The sequence below is a fragment of the Sphingomonas phoenicis genome (assembly GCF_047238005.1).
Taxonomy (GTDB): domain Bacteria; phylum Pseudomonadota; class Alphaproteobacteria; order Sphingomonadales; family Sphingomonadaceae; genus Sphingomonas.
Genome location: NZ_JBDFMC010000002.1, coordinates 128,923 through 143,189 on the forward strand (window position 1 = coordinate 128,923; position 14,267 = coordinate 143,189).

General features: G+C 65.3%; 14 protein-coding genes and 1 pseudogene. 8 read left to right on the plus strand and 7 right to left on the minus strand.

Annotated elements, in window-relative coordinates; translation table 11 throughout:
- Position 1: 1 nt before the first annotated feature.
- Genes ABC319_RS01320 through ABC319_RS01330 form a run of 3 tightly spaced genes read left to right on the plus strand, consistent with a single transcriptional unit; the run spans position 2 to position 2,719 of the window.
- Positions 2 to 1,441 carry a YVTN family beta-propeller repeat protein gene (locus ABC319_RS01320; protein ID WP_413068499.1) on the plus strand — a complete coding sequence of 480 codons (1,440 nt, stop codon included), beginning with the start codon at positions 2 to 4 and terminating at the stop codon, positions 1,439 to 1,441.
- A gap of 1 nt (position 1,442) precedes the next feature.
- The gene (locus ABC319_RS01325) at positions 1,443 to 1,952 is read left to right on the plus strand and encodes an RNA polymerase sigma factor (RefSeq protein ID WP_413068500.1); all 510 of its coding nucleotides are present in this window, start codon (positions 1,443 to 1,445) and stop codon (positions 1,950 to 1,952) included.
- Positions 1,949 to 2,719, plus strand: a complete 771-nt coding sequence (locus ABC319_RS01330; RefSeq protein WP_413068501.1) for an anti-sigma factor family protein — start codon at positions 1,949 to 1,951, stop codon at positions 2,717 to 2,719. The genes ABC319_RS01325 and ABC319_RS01330 overlap by 4 nt, the downstream gene beginning before the upstream one ends.
- A 51-nt stretch (positions 2,720 to 2,770) precedes the next feature.
- Here ABC319_RS01330 and ABC319_RS01335 read toward each other — a convergent pair whose 3' ends face one another.
- Complete coding sequence (locus ABC319_RS01335) at positions 2,771 to 3,220, minus strand: MgtC/SapB family protein (RefSeq protein ID WP_413068502.1); 450 nt, start codon at positions 3,218 to 3,220, stop codon at positions 2,771 to 2,773.
- A gap of 59 nt (positions 3,221 to 3,279) precedes the next feature.
- Positions 3,280 to 4,347: a molybdopterin-dependent oxidoreductase gene (locus tag ABC319_RS01340; RefSeq protein WP_413068503.1), complete on the minus strand. Its 1,068-nt coding sequence runs from the start codon at positions 4,345 to 4,347 to the stop codon at positions 3,280 to 3,282.
- A 146-nt stretch (positions 4,348 to 4,493) separates the two neighbouring features.
- Here ABC319_RS01340 and ABC319_RS01345 point away from each other — a divergent pair, with 146 nt between their 5' ends.
- The 4 genes from ABC319_RS01345 (at position 4,494) to ABC319_RS01360 (ending at position 8,336) form a co-directional block, all read left to right on the plus strand.
- Complete coding sequence (locus tag ABC319_RS01345; RefSeq protein WP_413068504.1) at positions 4,494 to 5,366, plus strand: LysR family transcriptional regulator; 873 nt, start codon at positions 4,494 to 4,496, stop codon at positions 5,364 to 5,366.
- Positions 5,363 to 6,514, plus strand: a complete 1,152-nt coding sequence (locus tag ABC319_RS01350) for a TDT family transporter (protein WP_413068505.1) — start codon at positions 5,363 to 5,365, stop codon at positions 6,512 to 6,514. Before ABC319_RS01345 ends, ABC319_RS01350 begins: the two co-directional genes overlap by 4 nt.
- An 89-nt stretch (positions 6,515 to 6,603) precedes the next feature.
- Positions 6,604 to 7,839 carry a molybdopterin-dependent oxidoreductase gene (locus tag ABC319_RS01355; RefSeq protein ID WP_413068506.1) on the plus strand — a complete coding sequence of 412 codons (1,236 nt, stop codon included), beginning with the start codon at positions 6,604 to 6,606 and terminating at the stop codon, positions 7,837 to 7,839.
- 14 nt (positions 7,840 to 7,853) lie between these two features.
- Positions 7,854 to 8,336, plus strand: coding sequence for a c-type cytochrome (locus ABC319_RS01360; protein WP_413068507.1), 483 nt, complete (start codon positions 7,854 to 7,856; stop codon positions 8,334 to 8,336).
- 214 nt (positions 8,337 to 8,550) lie between these two features.
- Here ABC319_RS01360 and ABC319_RS01365 read toward each other — a convergent pair whose 3' ends face one another.
- Positions 8,551 to 8,943, minus strand: coding sequence for a winged helix-turn-helix transcriptional regulator (locus ABC319_RS01365; RefSeq protein WP_413068508.1), 393 nt, complete (start codon positions 8,941 to 8,943; stop codon positions 8,551 to 8,553).
- A gap of 91 nt (positions 8,944 to 9,034) precedes the next feature.
- On the opposite strand from ABC319_RS01365, the gene ABC319_RS01370 reads away from it, so the two are divergent.
- Entirely contained in the window at positions 9,035 to 9,769 is a 735-nt protein-coding gene (locus ABC319_RS01370; RefSeq protein ID WP_413068509.1) for an SDR family NAD(P)-dependent oxidoreductase, read from the plus strand.
- A gap of 262 nt (positions 9,770 to 10,031) precedes the next feature.
- On the opposite strand, the gene uvsE is transcribed toward ABC319_RS01370, so the two are convergent.
- The 4 genes and pseudogenes from uvsE to mgrA form a co-directional block, all read right to left on the minus strand.
- On the minus strand, positions 10,032 to 11,195 hold the full coding sequence (gene uvsE / locus ABC319_RS01375) for a UV DNA damage repair endonuclease UvsE (protein ID WP_413068510.1): 1,164 nt from the start codon (positions 11,193 to 11,195) through the stop codon (positions 10,032 to 10,034).
- Complete coding sequence (locus ABC319_RS01380) at positions 11,192 to 11,899, minus strand: hypothetical protein (RefSeq protein WP_413071759.1); 708 nt, start codon at positions 11,897 to 11,899, stop codon at positions 11,192 to 11,194. The genes uvsE and ABC319_RS01380 overlap by 4 nt, the downstream gene beginning before the upstream one ends.
- 12 nt (positions 11,900 to 11,911) lie before the next feature.
- Positions 11,912 to 12,262: pseudogene (locus ABC319_RS01385) on the minus strand (DHH family phosphoesterase); the annotation flags it as partial.
- 283 nt (positions 12,263 to 12,545) lie between these two features.
- Positions 12,546 to 13,625 (minus strand): L-glyceraldehyde 3-phosphate reductase, encoded by a 1,080-nt coding sequence (mgrA, locus tag ABC319_RS01390; RefSeq protein ID WP_413068511.1) that lies wholly within the window; start codon positions 13,623 to 13,625, stop codon positions 12,546 to 12,548.
- Between the last annotated feature and the right edge of the window lie 642 nt (positions 13,626 to 14,267).

The following is a 14,267-nucleotide window of genomic DNA, read 5'->3' on the forward strand; positions in this document are numbered from 1 at the left end:
CATGATCCGGACCTTCCTGCGCTCGGCTGTCTTGCTGATGAGCGCCGCACCGAGCATCGCCATGGCCCAGCAGGCACCGTGGAACGCCAGGGACGTGCCTGTCAGCCACCGCGACCGTGTCTATGCATCCGAACAATTCTCCAACACGGTGTCGGTGACGGACCCGGCCGACAACCGGCTGCTCGGCGTCATCAAACTCGGCGATCCGCAGCCGATGAACTTCTCGCCGCTCTACAAGGGGCAGGTGTTGGTTCACGGCCTCGGCTTCTCACCGGACGGGAAGACCCTCGCGGTCGTGTCGATCGGGTCGAACGCCGTGTCGTGGATCGACACCGCCACCAACACCGTCAAGCACACGACCTATGTCGGGCGCAGTCCGCATGAGGCGTTCTTCACACCGGACGGCAAGGAGGTCTGGGTCACCGTCCGCGGCGAGGACTATATCGCCGTGCTCGACCCTACGACGTACAAGGAAACCGGGCGCATCAAGACGCCCGGTGGTCCGCGTATGACGATCTTCTCGCCCGATGGCCGCTACGGCTATGTCTGTTCCTCGTTCAATCCGGTGCTGGCCGTGTTCGACGTCGCAACCCACGCGCAGGTCGGGCAGGTGGCGCAGCCGAGCCCCTTCTGCCCCAACATTGCCGCAACGCCGGACGGCAAGCAGGTGTGGTTCACGCTGAAGGACATCGGCAAGACGGTCGCATTCGATGCCAGGCCACCCTTCGCGATCCTCAAGGTGCTGGATACCGGGCCGATCACCAATCACGTCAACTTCGCCCGCACGACCAGCGGGCAGTTCGCCTATGTCACGGTCGGCGGGGAAAACGCAGTGAAGGTGTTCCGCACGTCCGATTTCGCGCCCGTCGCCACCATCCCGGTCGGCAAGATGCCGCACGGGGTCTGGCCATCGGGCGACGGCCGGCGCATCTACGTCGGGCTGGAGAATGCCGATGAACTCGCCGCGATCGACACCGCCGGCAACACGGTCGTTGCCACCGTGCCGGTCGGACAGGCACCGCAGGCGATCGCTTATGTGCCGAACGCTGTCCCGACAGGCCCCGGCACCGACAATCTCCAACCGCTCGGGACGGCCGGCAAGGCGGTGCATCTGACCATGGGGCCGGTTGGCGGCAACGGTACGGCAAGCAGCATTACCCTCTTCGACCAGGGCATCATTCAGGTCGTGCAGAGTGCCGTGACCGGTTTGCAGCCGAAGAAGCCTTACATGCTCGTGCTCACCGCCAACGCGGATGGCAGCGGCGCGGTAGAGCCGCTTGCGAACTTCATGAGCAACCCGGCAGGTGCGGCGATCGTCAACGCATCGGGTCCGATCCGCCAGATCGTTCAAGGCAGCACCGCGGCACCCCGGCGTTTTCTGGCGGTCACCGAGGTGGTGAATGGCGCGCCGGGCCGCATCGTGCAGGTGCAGCGCGACTGAGATGGACCCGCTTGCCGCCGCGATCGAGCCCCTAATCCCCGGTCTCCGCCGCTATGCCCGGTCGTGGTTGCGCGATCCGGCGATGGCGGATGACGTGGTGCAGGATTGCCTTGAGCGCGCGGTCGGCCGCTGGCAGCAACGACGCAGGACGGAGGTTCGCCCCTGGGTCTATGCGATCCTGCATAATCTGTTGGTCGACCATAAGCGGCAGCATATGCGACGAGGTACGGCGGTTCCACTCCACCTCGTGGACGAAGTCGCGCTCGGCCGCCCAGCCGATCAGGATACAGGCCTGCACCACCGCGACCTGCTGCGCGCGCTTGATGCGTTGCCCGAGGAGCAGCGAACGGTGCTGCTCCTCGTCTCGGTCGAGGGGCTGCCCTATGCGGAGGTCGCTGCCGTCGTCGGCGTGCCGCTGGGCACGGTGATGTCGCGCATATCGCGGGGGCGCGACCGTCTGGCAACCCTCCTCCGGGAGGGGGAACGGCCGCGATTGAGGAGCGTGCAATGACCAGCCCGATCGGCGAGGACGATCTGGCCGCGTGGATCGATGGCAGGCTGTCGCCCGAGCGGCAGCGCGCGGTCGACGCCTACCTTGAAGGCCAGCCGGACGTGCATGCCCGTTTGCGGGAGCAGGCGGAGCAGGCGCGAGCCCTTGCATCGCTGTTCGCTCCCATCGCGGATGAACCGATCCCGGCGACGATGCGCGTCGCAGCCATCAGGGGACGGCAACGCCAACCGCGTTGGCAACTCGCCATCGCCGCGTCGCTTCTCCTGGCGGTCGGGTTTGGCGGGGGCTGGTCGAGCGCGCGTTGGAGCGGCGAACCTCGCGCGGGCATCGCGGCGCTGGCCAACGAGGCAAGTGACAATTTCCGGGTCTATGCCGCCGACCGGATACGACCGGCGGAAATCGGCCCCGACCAGCGCGCCATGCTGATCCGGTGGACCTCCGCCCGACTGGGTGAGCGCGTGACCATCCCGGACCTCAGCACAGCCGGTTACCGCTATGGCGGGGGGCGATTGGTCGCGACGCCTCACGGCCCTGCGGCACTGCTCCTCTATGATGGACCGCATGCGTCGAAGCTTGCGGTGCTGACGAGGCCTATGCAGATCGACAAGACTGCGAGCATGACCAGCACGTCCAGCGGGACCATGGGCCGGGTCACATGGGCGGTCGACGGGATCGGCTACAGTGTGGTGGGCGAGCGCCCCGCTGCCGAGCTGCATCCGATCGCCGATGAAGTCCGGCGCCAAGCAGATGCCGCGCTTGTGTCCTGATAGCGCCTTGCCGCTTCCCGGCGCCGACAGGCACCGGGCGGGCCAGCGCGATCACGGCTTGCGTTCGGCGTCCTTCCTGTCGGCCTCTGCCGGAGTCAGCCTGGCGCGCTCGCGAATGCGACGTTCGAGCGGAGCGCCCACGAACAGGACGAGCATCGCAAGGCTCAACCCGCCGATGATGAGCGGCCACACCGCCAACCCTGCTGCCGCGCCAATCGTGGCCGTGACCCAGATGCACGCGGCGGTCGCCAGTCCATGCACTTCCTGACCCTGGCCGACCCGCAGCACCGCGCCGGCACCGATGAAGCCGACGCCGGACAGAATACCCTGCATCGCCCGCCCTGCGGCATCGGCGTTCACGCTCGGCAAGCCACTGTGCACGATCGCCTGCACGGCGATGCAGCTCGCGAGACCGACCAGACCCAGCGTTCGCAACCCCATGATCTGCCGGTTCTCGCGCGAGCGTTCCCAGCCGAGCACCATCCCGGCCGCGGTCGCCACCACTAGCCGCCCGATCGCATCGATCCAGAAGCCGATGTCCGATGCCGCTGACGCTTCGATCATTCGACCAGCACGTGGACGTGATGCCAGGCGGTGCACAGGTAACCGGCGAAGTTCCACATCGTGTCCGGACGTTCGGGCTGTCCCTGTCCAGCCCCGTCGAAGGCGCGCACGACAAGGTGCTGGCGCCCCCTGGCGAGCGTGGCGTCGATGGTCCAGCGCCGCCAACCCCAGTGGGTCTCCGGATCATCGGCGAACGTCGCCTGTTGCCAGTCGCGACCACCGTTTACCGACACTTCGACCCGAGAGACGCGGCGATCATAGGCGATGGCATAGCCCTCGATCCGAACCTCCCCGGCCGGCAGGCTTTCGCCAGAGCCGGGCGCGCAGATCGCGGCGTTGAGCGGCATGGCATTGATGGTCAGACCCTGGCTCCAGTCGACGGTGTCGCTCGTCACATCGGCAGGAAAGAGCTTGTAGTCATGCACCTGGATCGGTGCGTCGGATGGCGTGTTGCGCACCTCGATCCGTGTCAGCCATTTGGCGCTCCGCACTCCGGCATAGCCCGGCACCACCATGCGGAGCGGTGCGCCGTGTTCGGGCGTCAGCGGCTCGCCGTTCATCGCCCAGGCAATGAGTACGTCGGGTTGCCGCGCCTTGTCCATGGCAATCGAAACCCCGAACAAGGCTTCCTCGCCTTCGACGTCCACCTCGTCCGCGCCGGTGAACGCCACGAACAGGTCGGACGCGTCCGGCGCACCAACCGCATCCAGTACGTCGGACAGTCGTACGCCGGTCCACTCCGCATTGCCGATCGCGCCTACGTCCCACGGGTCGCCGGACGTCTTGGCTACCTGCTGGAGATCCGTGCGCCGGTTGCCGGCGCACTGGAGAGCCGCCGTCACCGTGAGCGTGACAAACGCGCTCTTCAGATCCTCCACCGAGAAGGAGCGACCTGCCAGGCCTATGCCACTTACCTCGATCTGGTGATCGGCGGACAGATCGGGCACCGCACCATGGCTGCGCACATAGAACAGCGCCTGCGGCGTCAGGAACCGCTCAATCAGCGCGCCGGGCGTCGGCTCGGCGTTGAAGGGATCGGATTTGCGCTCGATCATATCGGTCATGGACGATTAAACGCTGCGGGCGCGCGTATCGCTTCAGGTCTTCGAGACTATCGCAGACGAAGGGTTGCCGATCGTTCCGATATCCAGATTGGAACAAACAGATCAAACGGTTGGTCGTATCGATCAGTTTGCGCGATATACGCTGCATGACCCTGGAGCAGCTCAGAATCTTCGTCGGTGTCGCCGAGCGCGAACACGTCACCAAGGCAGCGGAGGTGCTGAACGTCACGCAGTCCGCTGCCTCCGGCGCGGTCGCGGCCCTCGAAGCGCGCTACGGGGTTCCTCTGTTTCACCGCGTCGGGCGTGGCATCCAGCTGACCGAAGCGGGCCGCGGCTTTCTGGAGGAAGCGCGCGCGGTGCTGGGGCGGGCAGCGCATGCCGAGACGATGCTGGCGGACTATGCCGGGCTTGCCCGTGGTTCGTTGCGGATCGTCGCCAGCCAGACGATCGCGAGCTACTGGTTGCCGGCAAAGCTCGCCGCCTTCCACGAACGCCACCCGCAGATCGCGGTCGAACTGGCGATCGACAACACCGAGGGCGCGGCAGCGCAGGTCCTGAGCGGCGCGGCGGAGCTCGGTTTCGTCGAGGGCGAGGTGGACGAACCGGCGCTCGCCCACTGGAATGTCGGGCATGACCCGATGGTGCTGGTCGGCCGCGAGGACGCCGGGCGCGTCGACGAGGACTGGCTTCGCGCTGCACGCTGGATCGTCCGCGAGCAGGGTTCGGGCACGCGCTCGACCTTCGAAGACGTACTGCGAACGCGCGGGTTTGATCCGGCCCAGCTGACGGTAGCGATGACGCTGCCGTCGAACGAGGCGGTGCGTACCGCGGTCGAGGCCGGTGCCGGCGTCGCTGTGTTGTCGCGATTGGTCGTCGCACGCGCGCTCAAGGCCGGCGATCTGGTCGAGCTGCCGCTTGGTTTGCCCGACCGCGCCTTTCACGCGCTGCGCCACAAGGAGCGCTATCGCACCCGCGCGGCCGACGTGCTGACGGACCTTATCAAGGAGCAGGTCGCATGACTGCCGACACGCACTCCGTTCTCAGCGGCCTCAAGCCCCTCAGCCGGCTCGATCACCCGCGCGAGATGATCCGCCAGTTCACGCCCAACTGGTTCGCCGCGACGATGGGAACGGGCATCCTTGCGCTCGCGCTGCCGCAGGTGCCAAGCATCGGACCTGCGCTGAAGCCGGTCGGCGAGGTGTTGTGGTTCTTCAACATCGCGCTCTTCGCGCTGTTCGCCGGCCTCTATGGTGCGCGCTGGGTGATGTTCGGGCACGAGGCGCGGCGTATTTTCGGGCATAATACCGTGTCGATGTTCATCGGGACCATCCCGATGGGCCTGGCGACGATCATCAATGGCTGCCTCGCTTTCGGGATCGCGCGCTTCGGTAACGGCATCGTGCCGGTCGCGCATGTCTTGTGGTGGATCGACGTCGCCATGTCGCTCGCATGCGGCGTGCTGATCCCGTACCTGATGTTCACCCGCCACGAGCACAGCCTGGACGGCATGACCGCGGTATGGCTGCTGCCGGTCGTCGCTGCCGAAGTGGCGGGTGCCAGCGGCGGGCTGCTCGCGCCGCATCTGGTTGATCCTCACGCGCAGATGGTGACCCTTGCGACATCCTATGTGCTGTGGGCCTATTCGGTGCCGGTCGCGTTCGGCATCCTCGCCATTCTGATCCTACGCATGGCGCTTCATAAGCTCCCGCACGAGAGCATGGCGGCATCCTCCTGGCTGGCGCTGGGGCCGATCGGCACCGGGGCGCTAGGTATGCTGGTGCTCGGGGCCGATGCGCCGGCGATCCTCGCGGCGCACGGGCTGGCCGGTGTCGGTACCGTCGCACAAGGGATCGGCGTCGTCGCCGGGCTCTGCCTGTGGGGTTTCGGCCTGTGGTGGCTGGCGCTCGCGACGCTCATCACCATCCGCTATTGGCGTGCCGGCGTGCCGTTCAACCTGGGCTGGTGGGGCTATACCTTCCCGCTCGGCGTCTACACCGTCGCCACCTTTCGTCTCGGCACGACGCTGAACCTCGGCTTTTTCGGTATCGTCGGCACGGTGCTGACGATCGCGCTCGCTGCGATGTGGCTGCTGGTTGGCGCCAAGACGCTCGCTGGGGCCTGGCGGGGCAACCTGTTCGTCTCGCCCTGCATCGCCACCCCGAACTGATCCGCCGTGGTGATCGGATCAGTTGGTCCGATCACTTGCAGAACGTCCCTTCGATCCGCCAGCGTGGCTGGCCACAGGAGAGCCTTGTCATGGACAATTTCGACGCCGGGCTGGCGAGTGAGACCAGCCGTCGCCGCTTTCTCAGGCATGCCGCGCTCGGCAGCGCCGGCCTTGCCGCAGCACCTGCGCTGGCACAGCAGCTCGTCGACCTGAAGCTGCCTGGCGGCAATGCCGAACGGCCGATGACCAGCGCCTTTCCCGGCAAGGGCAGCATGATCCTCCAGCGTGTCCATCCGCCCTTGCTGGAGACGCCGATGGACGTGTTCGACAGGTCGGTGTTCACGCCCAACGACCAGTTCTTCGTTCGCTGGCACTGGGCCGACATTCCGACCTCGATCGATGTCGAGACTTTCCGCCTCAACGTCTTCGGCCACGTCAACCGGCCGCTGTCGATCAGCCTCGCCCAACTGCTGCGCCTGCCGCGGGTCGAGATGGCGGCGGTGAACCAATGCTCGGGTAACAGCCGCGGTCTGTTTCAGCCACGTGTCGCCGGCGCGCAATGGGGCAACGGCGCGATGGGCAATGCCAAATGGCTCGGCGTGCGCCTGCGCGACGTGCTCGACCTCGCTGGGGTAAAGGCGGGCGCGGTACAGGTGCGCTTCGGCGCGCTCGACCAGCCAGTCGTCGCCGGCGCCCCCGACTTCGAGAAGGCACTCGACATCGATCATGCCCGCGACGGCGAGGTGATGATCGCCTTCGGCATGAACGGCGAGCAGCTGCCGCTCCTCAACGGCTTTCCCTGCCGACTGATCGTCCCGGGCTGGTATTCGACCTACTGGGTCAAGATGCTGAACGCGATCGAGGTGTTGCCCGGCCCCGACGACCAATATTGGATGGCCAAGGCCTACAAGATCCCCGCGACACCCGGCGCGAATGTCGCGCCCGGTGCCAAGGACTTCCCGACCGTCCCCATCAACCGGATGATCCCGCGCAGCTGGATGACCAGCCTGCCTGATGGTCAGGCGATCGCCTATGAGGCGTCGATTCCGGTCGGCGGGATCGCGATGGGCGGCGACTGCGGTGTCGCCAAGGTCGATGTATCGTCGGATGGTGGCCGCACCTGGTACAGGACGGCGCTTGGAGCGGACGAGGGCAGGTACAGCTTCCGGCGCTGGGACGGGCGCGTGCCGCTCCGACGCGGCCCCAACCCGATCATGGCGCGCTGCTGGAACACCAACGGGGTCACCCAGCCGATGAAGCCGATCTGGAACCCAGGCGGGTTCATGCGCGGCAACATTGAAACCACCACCATCATCGCGGCCTGAGGAGCGAGCAAATCATGAAGACTCCATCTCCCGGCGTGATGGCCGCTGGCCTGATCGGCCTGACCGGCATCATCCTCGTCTCGATCGGCGCGCCGAGCAGCCGCAAGGCGCCCGTTCCGATCTCCGAGACGTCTGAGCCGGCACCGGCTGCCAGCGTGTCAGCGCGCGGCTTCTCGCTTGCCTCGACCAGCGTCGACCTGCCGGCCGACGACGCGACCTACCCCGACGGTCCGCACGCCGACGTCATCAATGCTAACTGCACCTCGTGCCACTCAGCCAGCATGGCGCTGACCCAGCCTGCGCTATCGGCGGATCAGTGGAAGGCGACCGTCACCAAGATGCGTGAGGTGTATAAGGCGCCAGTGGCCGAGAAGGACGTCGATGCGATCGTCGCCTATCTCATCGCTATGCCGAGCCAGAAGGTGGCACCCGCAACTGGCAAGGCGCAGGATCCCGACCCCAAGGTGGCTCCCGATGTCTCAGGTGGAACCGGGTAACCGATCTACTTCCATAATCCCGAAATAACATCCCAATCGGGACAGCTGACGGCGTAGCGAGTAGGGATGGCCTCATCGCATCCTCCGCTGCAAACATGAACGGATGGCAGAAGATGGGGAGCCGAAAAGAGGCCGCGAATGACTGGATGTGGGTCAGGCTGATCCAGAAGCGATGGGTGCGATGCTCATCGATTCAGGCGCAACGACCTGCTAGTCACCCACGCCCACGCCCCCAACCGTCACGCTCAGCGAATAGCTTCTGCATTACGACCATGTTGTCCGTGCCCCACTGGCATAACGGCTCAAGCGCCCGGGCGAGACTCTGGCCAAGTGCGGTCAGCGTGTAGTCGACCCGCGGCGGCACCTCCTTGTAGTCGTTCCGGCGCAGGACGCCGTCCGCTTCGAGTTCCTTGAGTTGCTGGATCAGCACCTTGTCACTGACGTCGCGGATCGCGCGCTTCAGTTCCCCATAGCGGGTGGGCCCGCGCAGCAAAAAGTACAGGATCAGGGGCTTCCACTTTCCCGAGATGACCTTGAGCGTGGCGTCGAGCCCGCAGGTGAAGGCAGGCGCGATGGGGGCAACGGCATGATCGTCGACCAGTGGCATTTCAGACATTATAGGTACTTACCAAGAGGTGTATACTTGTCCTTAGGTAGGCCGTAAGCCAACTGCGTGCAACCAAGGAATGGAGGCACTTATGACCAGACTGAACGGGAAGATCGCTGTTATTACCGGGGGTGGCACGGGGATTGGCTTGGCGTCAGCGAAGCGGTTCATCGCCGAAGGGGCGTTCGTGTACCTCTTCGGACGCAGGGCAGATAAGCTGGAAGCAGCTGTGGCGGCGCTCGGCGGTAATGCACGGGCGGTCCCAGGATCGGTTACCGATGCTGAAGATCTCGACCGGCTGTACAACACGGTGAAGCAGGAGCACGGCAAGCTTGACATCCTGTTCGCCAATGCCGGCACGGGGGCATTGTTGCCCTTGTCCGAGATCACGCCCGACCATGTCGACGCGACGTTCGACGTCAATGTGAAGGGCACGATCTTCACGGTTCAAAAAGGCCTAAAGCTGATGGAGGCCGGCGGTTCGGTCATCCTCACCGGCTCGACCACAGGCGTCATGGGGACTCCGGCATTCAGCGTCTACAGCGCCTCAAAGGCGGCAGTCCGCAACCTGGCGCGCAGCTGGGCGCAGGATCTGCGGGGCACGGGTATCCGGGTCAATGTCCTGTCACCGGGGCCGACTTTAACCGAGCTTGCCGCCAAGGTCGTTGGCCGTGATGCCATGATCGAGATGGGGGCGACGACGCCGATCGGACATGTTGGCGAGCCGTCAGAAGTCGCGGCTGCTGCTGCCTTCCTGGCATCATCAGACAGCAGCTTCATGACGGGCAGCGAGCTGTTTACCGATGGTGGCCTGGCGCAGATTTAACGAAGTGCTCCAGCCGGCTTGAGGTCGGCTGGCACCATCAAACCAGCCCGCGGAGTGCCACACCAATAGCAGCTGCGACCTTCCGGCTACCGCGCCACGCGATGACCGTGCCGGAAGGCCGACATGAAAGAATGGCAGAAATCGGTAACGTGAAAACCGGCCGTGGATGACCGCAACTGGGTCTGTTCCGCCGCTGGCTGGCTGCCCGAGGCGCTACCGTATTGCGAGGTCCACTACGCATTCTAACCTCCGCCCAGCCGGGCTACGCCGCCCCTGCCAGCTCCCCCTCGTCGACGTCGGCCTCCGCCTCCGCATCGACACCACGCTCCAGCCTCGCCTCGTCGGCGGCTAGCCCCGCGGCGTCCTGATCCGTGATCCCGAACCTGGCGGCGACATCGGGGGCAAAGCGCAGCAAGTCCGGGCGCAGGCGCAGCAGACTGAGATCCTTGGACTTGCCTTCCATCATTACGTCGAACACCAGCCCCTCGGCCATGCGCATGAAGGTCGCGAATTCAAATGGATTGGTGAAGTCAGCATGTCCCGTCCAGATGGGTGGACGCAGCACGGTCTTGACGCGGGCGGTCGGCTTGACCGGCGCTTTTAGCAACTCACCCTTCTTCGTCTTGGCCGTTCCTGCCTTGGCAGCCGCACGCGCCTTCGGCGTGATCTTCTGCTTGATCTCGCGCAGCTCCGTACGTGGCGAGGAGAAGTGTATCTTCGGTCGGACGCCAGTGGGCCAAGTGGCGAGGAAACGCTCCAGCGTCCGGCGCATATCCAGCCGCTCAGGGTTGAGGCACCACATGTGCTGATAGTCAAAGATCAGCCGCACGCCGGTGCGCTCGTGGATCCACAGCACGTCGGCAGCCGAAAAACGAATGTCGTCATTCTCAAGGACGAGCCGGCGCCGGACGTGCTCGGGGCATTGCTCCCAACCCTCGATCCAGCGGGCGCGGCTCGCCTCGTGATCGTCGTACACGCCCCCGACGTGGGTGATCATCACTGCCTCGTCATCCAGTTCCATCCGGTCGAGCATCTCGGCCTGGCTCGACAGATCCCAGATGCTTTTCTTCGTCAGCTTCGGGTTGGGCGAGTTGAGCAGGACGTATTGCGACGGGTGGAACGACAGTCGAATGTCGTTTTCCTTTGCCTTGGCTCCAAACGCGCAAAGCTCTGCATCGCTATCCGCGACCATCGAGTGGAACTGCGGCATGTCGGGATGGGTGGCGTAGGGGGCGATGTCCGAGGACAGCCGGTACATGTCGAGCTTCTCGGACTTGAGGTAGTCGAGCACCTTGTCGAGTAGCTCCAGCGAGCATTTCAGGTGCGGATCCTTCTGCCACCGCCGTGTATCCTGGCTCTTGAGGTCGGGCCTGCCCATCACCTTGACGGGGAAGCCGAGACGCAGGGGACGGTTCGTGGCGGTCATGCTTCTACCTGCGCTTGAGGCAGGCCGAGGCCCGCGATGAACTCGTTCCAGACGGCGATTGGCAGCGCGCCGCCCGTCGCCTGAGCATGTCCGTTGCCATAGCGGCCGTCGGCGCCGGCGGGGCGGTGTGCAGCGAGGAAGGCAATGAGGTCGCGGCCCGATGCCGAACGCGCGGCGAAATGCACCCAGCCGGGCCGATATCCCCGGTTGGCGGCGATCACGATCTTGTCCTTGAGCCGGCCGCGCCACTGCTGCGCGATCAGTGGGTGGATCTGACACGGCGAGTCGAGCCGGATCAATGCGACGTCGCCAACGACCAACGGGGGTACGCGTTTGCCCTCATCCATCGCGGTGCGGACCTCCGCTTTGGCGGCATGCAGTGCCCGGGCGTCGGCATCATCACCCTTGGTGATGCGTTTAGGTCCGTCGGCGTCGAGCAGGAGCCGCAGCGCCGGTCCGGCGTTGGCCTCGGCGGTGCGGCGCGGCGCGTTGATTAGAGACGTCGCGTCCCGCAATGCCGTCTTTCCCCAGCGTGCCTGCGCGTCCGCCAGCTCTGGAAAACCCAACCCGTCAGCCATGTCGCCTATGAGGCCGACGGCCGCCAGCCACAGGAGGTCAGATTGGTCACCAAGAGCCCCCGCTGCCCACCATGCTAGCAGCGCCGACGTTGGCTCGGGATCAAGCCCGTTGCCGCTGATCGTCACCGCTCCTTGCGGTTCTCCCGTTGGTACGTGATGATCTATAACCAGAGTAGGGCAGCCAGGAAGCACCGGCTGCGGGCGGGTGCCTAGATCCACTACGATCAAGCCCGCAGGCTTCAGCGTTGCCAGGTGGTTGCGGGTGTCCTCTTCCCAAGGAGATGCCGTCTTGCCGATGACTATCGGCTCCGCTGACCGGCCCGCCTGTCGAAGCGCGCGCACAAGGATCGCTGCAGCGCCTAGCCCGTCGGCATCGAAATGGCTCAGCACAGCGACGGGGCCACTCTGTCGGAATAAGCCTATTGCGTCGGCCATGGCGTTCCGGGTCGCAACCCGAACGTCATCGTCTTGAGAAAGCCTGCCGATCATCAGACCTCAACGCGGTACGAGCCTCCCGGCTCCGCCATATCCCCAAGCGCAAAGGTGCACCCGCTCGGTAAGCCGCTGCCTGCAATCTGTTGATCTCAGCTTACTTGTATGGGCAGGGCGGAAAGGCCGTGCCGAAGCTAAACGAATGGCGGGAAAAGGGAGCACCCAAGCGGACCACGGATGTCTGGTTGTGGGGCTGTACGCTGCCAGCGCCAGCTTGACGCCTACGTGCTGGCGAGCGTGGAATATCGGTGATCGGGTGATCACCAAACAGCGTGAGACATTAGCGCTCGGGTGCGCCCTGCGCGGAGGGTAAGGCGCTGATGTCGGATGACTCAGCCCATAGGTTGATCCCGCCGTCCTCGGCTGCCTTGTCGATCGCGGCAAGGTCATCGGCCGATAAGTCGAGCGCCTTCACCGCATCGAGCGAGCCGTCGAGCTGCTCAACTGTGCGCGCGCCGATCAGCGCAGAGGTGACGCGCGGATCGCGCAGAACCCAGGCGATCGCCATTTGTGCCAGCGACTGCCCGCGCCCGGACGCAATGTCGTTGAGCGCTCGAATCGCCTCCAGGTTCTGATCGGTCAGCATCCCCTGCGACAGCGAGCCGCCGCGGCCGGCACGTGCGCCTTGCGGGACGCCGTGTAGATATTTGTCGGTCAGCATGCCCTGTGCCAACGGCGAGAACGCGATACAGCCGGTGCCGAGGTCGTCCAGGGTGGCGAGCAGCTCGCGTTCGATCCAGCGGTTGAGGATCGAATAGCTCGGCTGGTGAATGAACAGCGGCACCTTCTCCTCGGCGAGGATCTGCGCAGCCTTGCGGGTCAGCCCCGGATCGTAGGAGGAGATGCCGACGTACAGCGCCTTGCCCTGCCGGTGAAGCTGGACCAACGCGCCCATTGTCTCTTCCAGCGGGGTCGCCGGATCGACGCGATGCGAATAGAAGATGTCGACATAGTCGAGCCCCATCCGCTTCAGGCTCTGGTCGCAACTGGCGATCAGATATTTCCGCGACGAGCCGATGTCGCCGTACGGCCCGGGCCACATGTCCCAGCCCGCCTTGGTCGAGATCACGAGCTCGTCACGGTGCGCGCGCAGATCGGCGGCGAGCACGCGGCCAAAATTCTCCTCCGCCGATCCGTAAGGCGGGCCGTAATTGTTGGCGAGATCGAAATGGGTGACGCCGCGATCGAACGCGCGGCGTAGGATCGCGCGGCCGGTTTCGAACACGTCCGCGCCGCCGAAATTCTGCCATAGGCCGAGGCTGATCGCGGGCAGCCGCAGCCCGCTACGCCCGGTGCGGCGATAGGGCATCCGGCCGTCATAGCGGTCGGGAGAGGCGTCATAAGGCGGGTCGAATGGCATGTAGGTTCCTTTTTCAACTGGTTAACGCACGACGGCGCGTGCGTTTCAACTGCGACGTGTCAACCGCGCGCGGCGGATGTCGCGGGTTGTGCCTACCAGTCGGCATAGCGCGCGGTGCGCGGCAGACGACGGGTTGAGGTCGGGCGTGTCAACGCTCCATTAGACCGGACCGTGCTCGCTCAGCGCGACCGCGGCCGCTTTGAGGCGCGCGCGGCGAGCAGCGCGATTGGATCGTCGTGGCGCAGCGCGGCATGCACCGCGCGGCATGCGGCCATCAGCTCCTCCACGAGCGCCCGCTGCGTGGCCGGCGACAGCGCGGTTGTTTCGGCGCCAGAAGCGCCAGCGCAACCCGGTGCTTCAACAACTCGCCGTGGAGCGCCTCGCTAAAATCGCGCATCCCGAGCTTGCTGGCCGCATACGCCATCACCGTTATCGCGCGCGTGGATAGCCAGGGCAGCAGGTCGTGCTCGGGTCCGCGATGTGAGGTTGTAAGGTTGCGGCAGAAATTAAACACATGTTTTGAACACCACGACAGCGGAGTGCTCCATGCGCTACACTGTCCTCGGGTAAGCATGTGCGATCTGCCAGCTCGTTCAAAGCATGGAGCCGAACCGCAGATCCTCTGGAAGATTGGTCACAAAT

Coding starts and splice junctions, on each gene's coding strand:
- ABC319_RS01320 (WP_413068499.1), top strand. CDS start 2: ATGATCCGGACCTTCCTGCGCTCGGCTGTCTTGCTGATGAGCGCCGCA.
- ABC319_RS01325 (WP_413068500.1), top strand. CDS start 1,443: ATGGACCCGCTTGCCGCCGCGATCGAGCCCCTAATCCCCGGTCTCCGC.
- ABC319_RS01330 (WP_413068501.1), top strand. CDS start 1,949: ATGACCAGCCCGATCGGCGAGGACGATCTGGCCGCGTGGATCGATGGC.
- ABC319_RS01340 (WP_413068503.1), bottom strand. CDS start 4,347: ATGACCGATATGATCGAGCGCAAATCCGATCCCTTCAACGCCGAGCCG.
- ABC319_RS01345 (WP_413068504.1), top strand. CDS start 4,494: ATGACCCTGGAGCAGCTCAGAATCTTCGTCGGTGTCGCCGAGCGCGAA.
- ABC319_RS01350 (WP_413068505.1), top strand. CDS start 5,363: ATGACTGCCGACACGCACTCCGTTCTCAGCGGCCTCAAGCCCCTCAGC.
- ABC319_RS01355 (WP_413068506.1), top strand. CDS start 6,604: ATGGACAATTTCGACGCCGGGCTGGCGAGTGAGACCAGCCGTCGCCGC.
- ABC319_RS01360 (WP_413068507.1), top strand. CDS start 7,854: ATGAAGACTCCATCTCCCGGCGTGATGGCCGCTGGCCTGATCGGCCTG.
- ABC319_RS01365 (WP_413068508.1), bottom strand. CDS start 8,943: ATGCCACTGGTCGACGATCATGCCGTTGCCCCCATCGCGCCTGCCTTC.
- ABC319_RS01370 (WP_413068509.1), top strand. CDS start 9,035: ATGACCAGACTGAACGGGAAGATCGCTGTTATTACCGGGGGTGGCACG.
- uvsE (WP_413068510.1), bottom strand. CDS start 11,195: ATGACCGCCACGAACCGTCCCCTGCGTCTCGGCTTCCCCGTCAAGGTG.
- mgrA (WP_413068511.1), bottom strand. CDS start 13,625: ATGCCATTCGACCCGCCTTATGACGCCTCTCCCGACCGCTATGACGGC.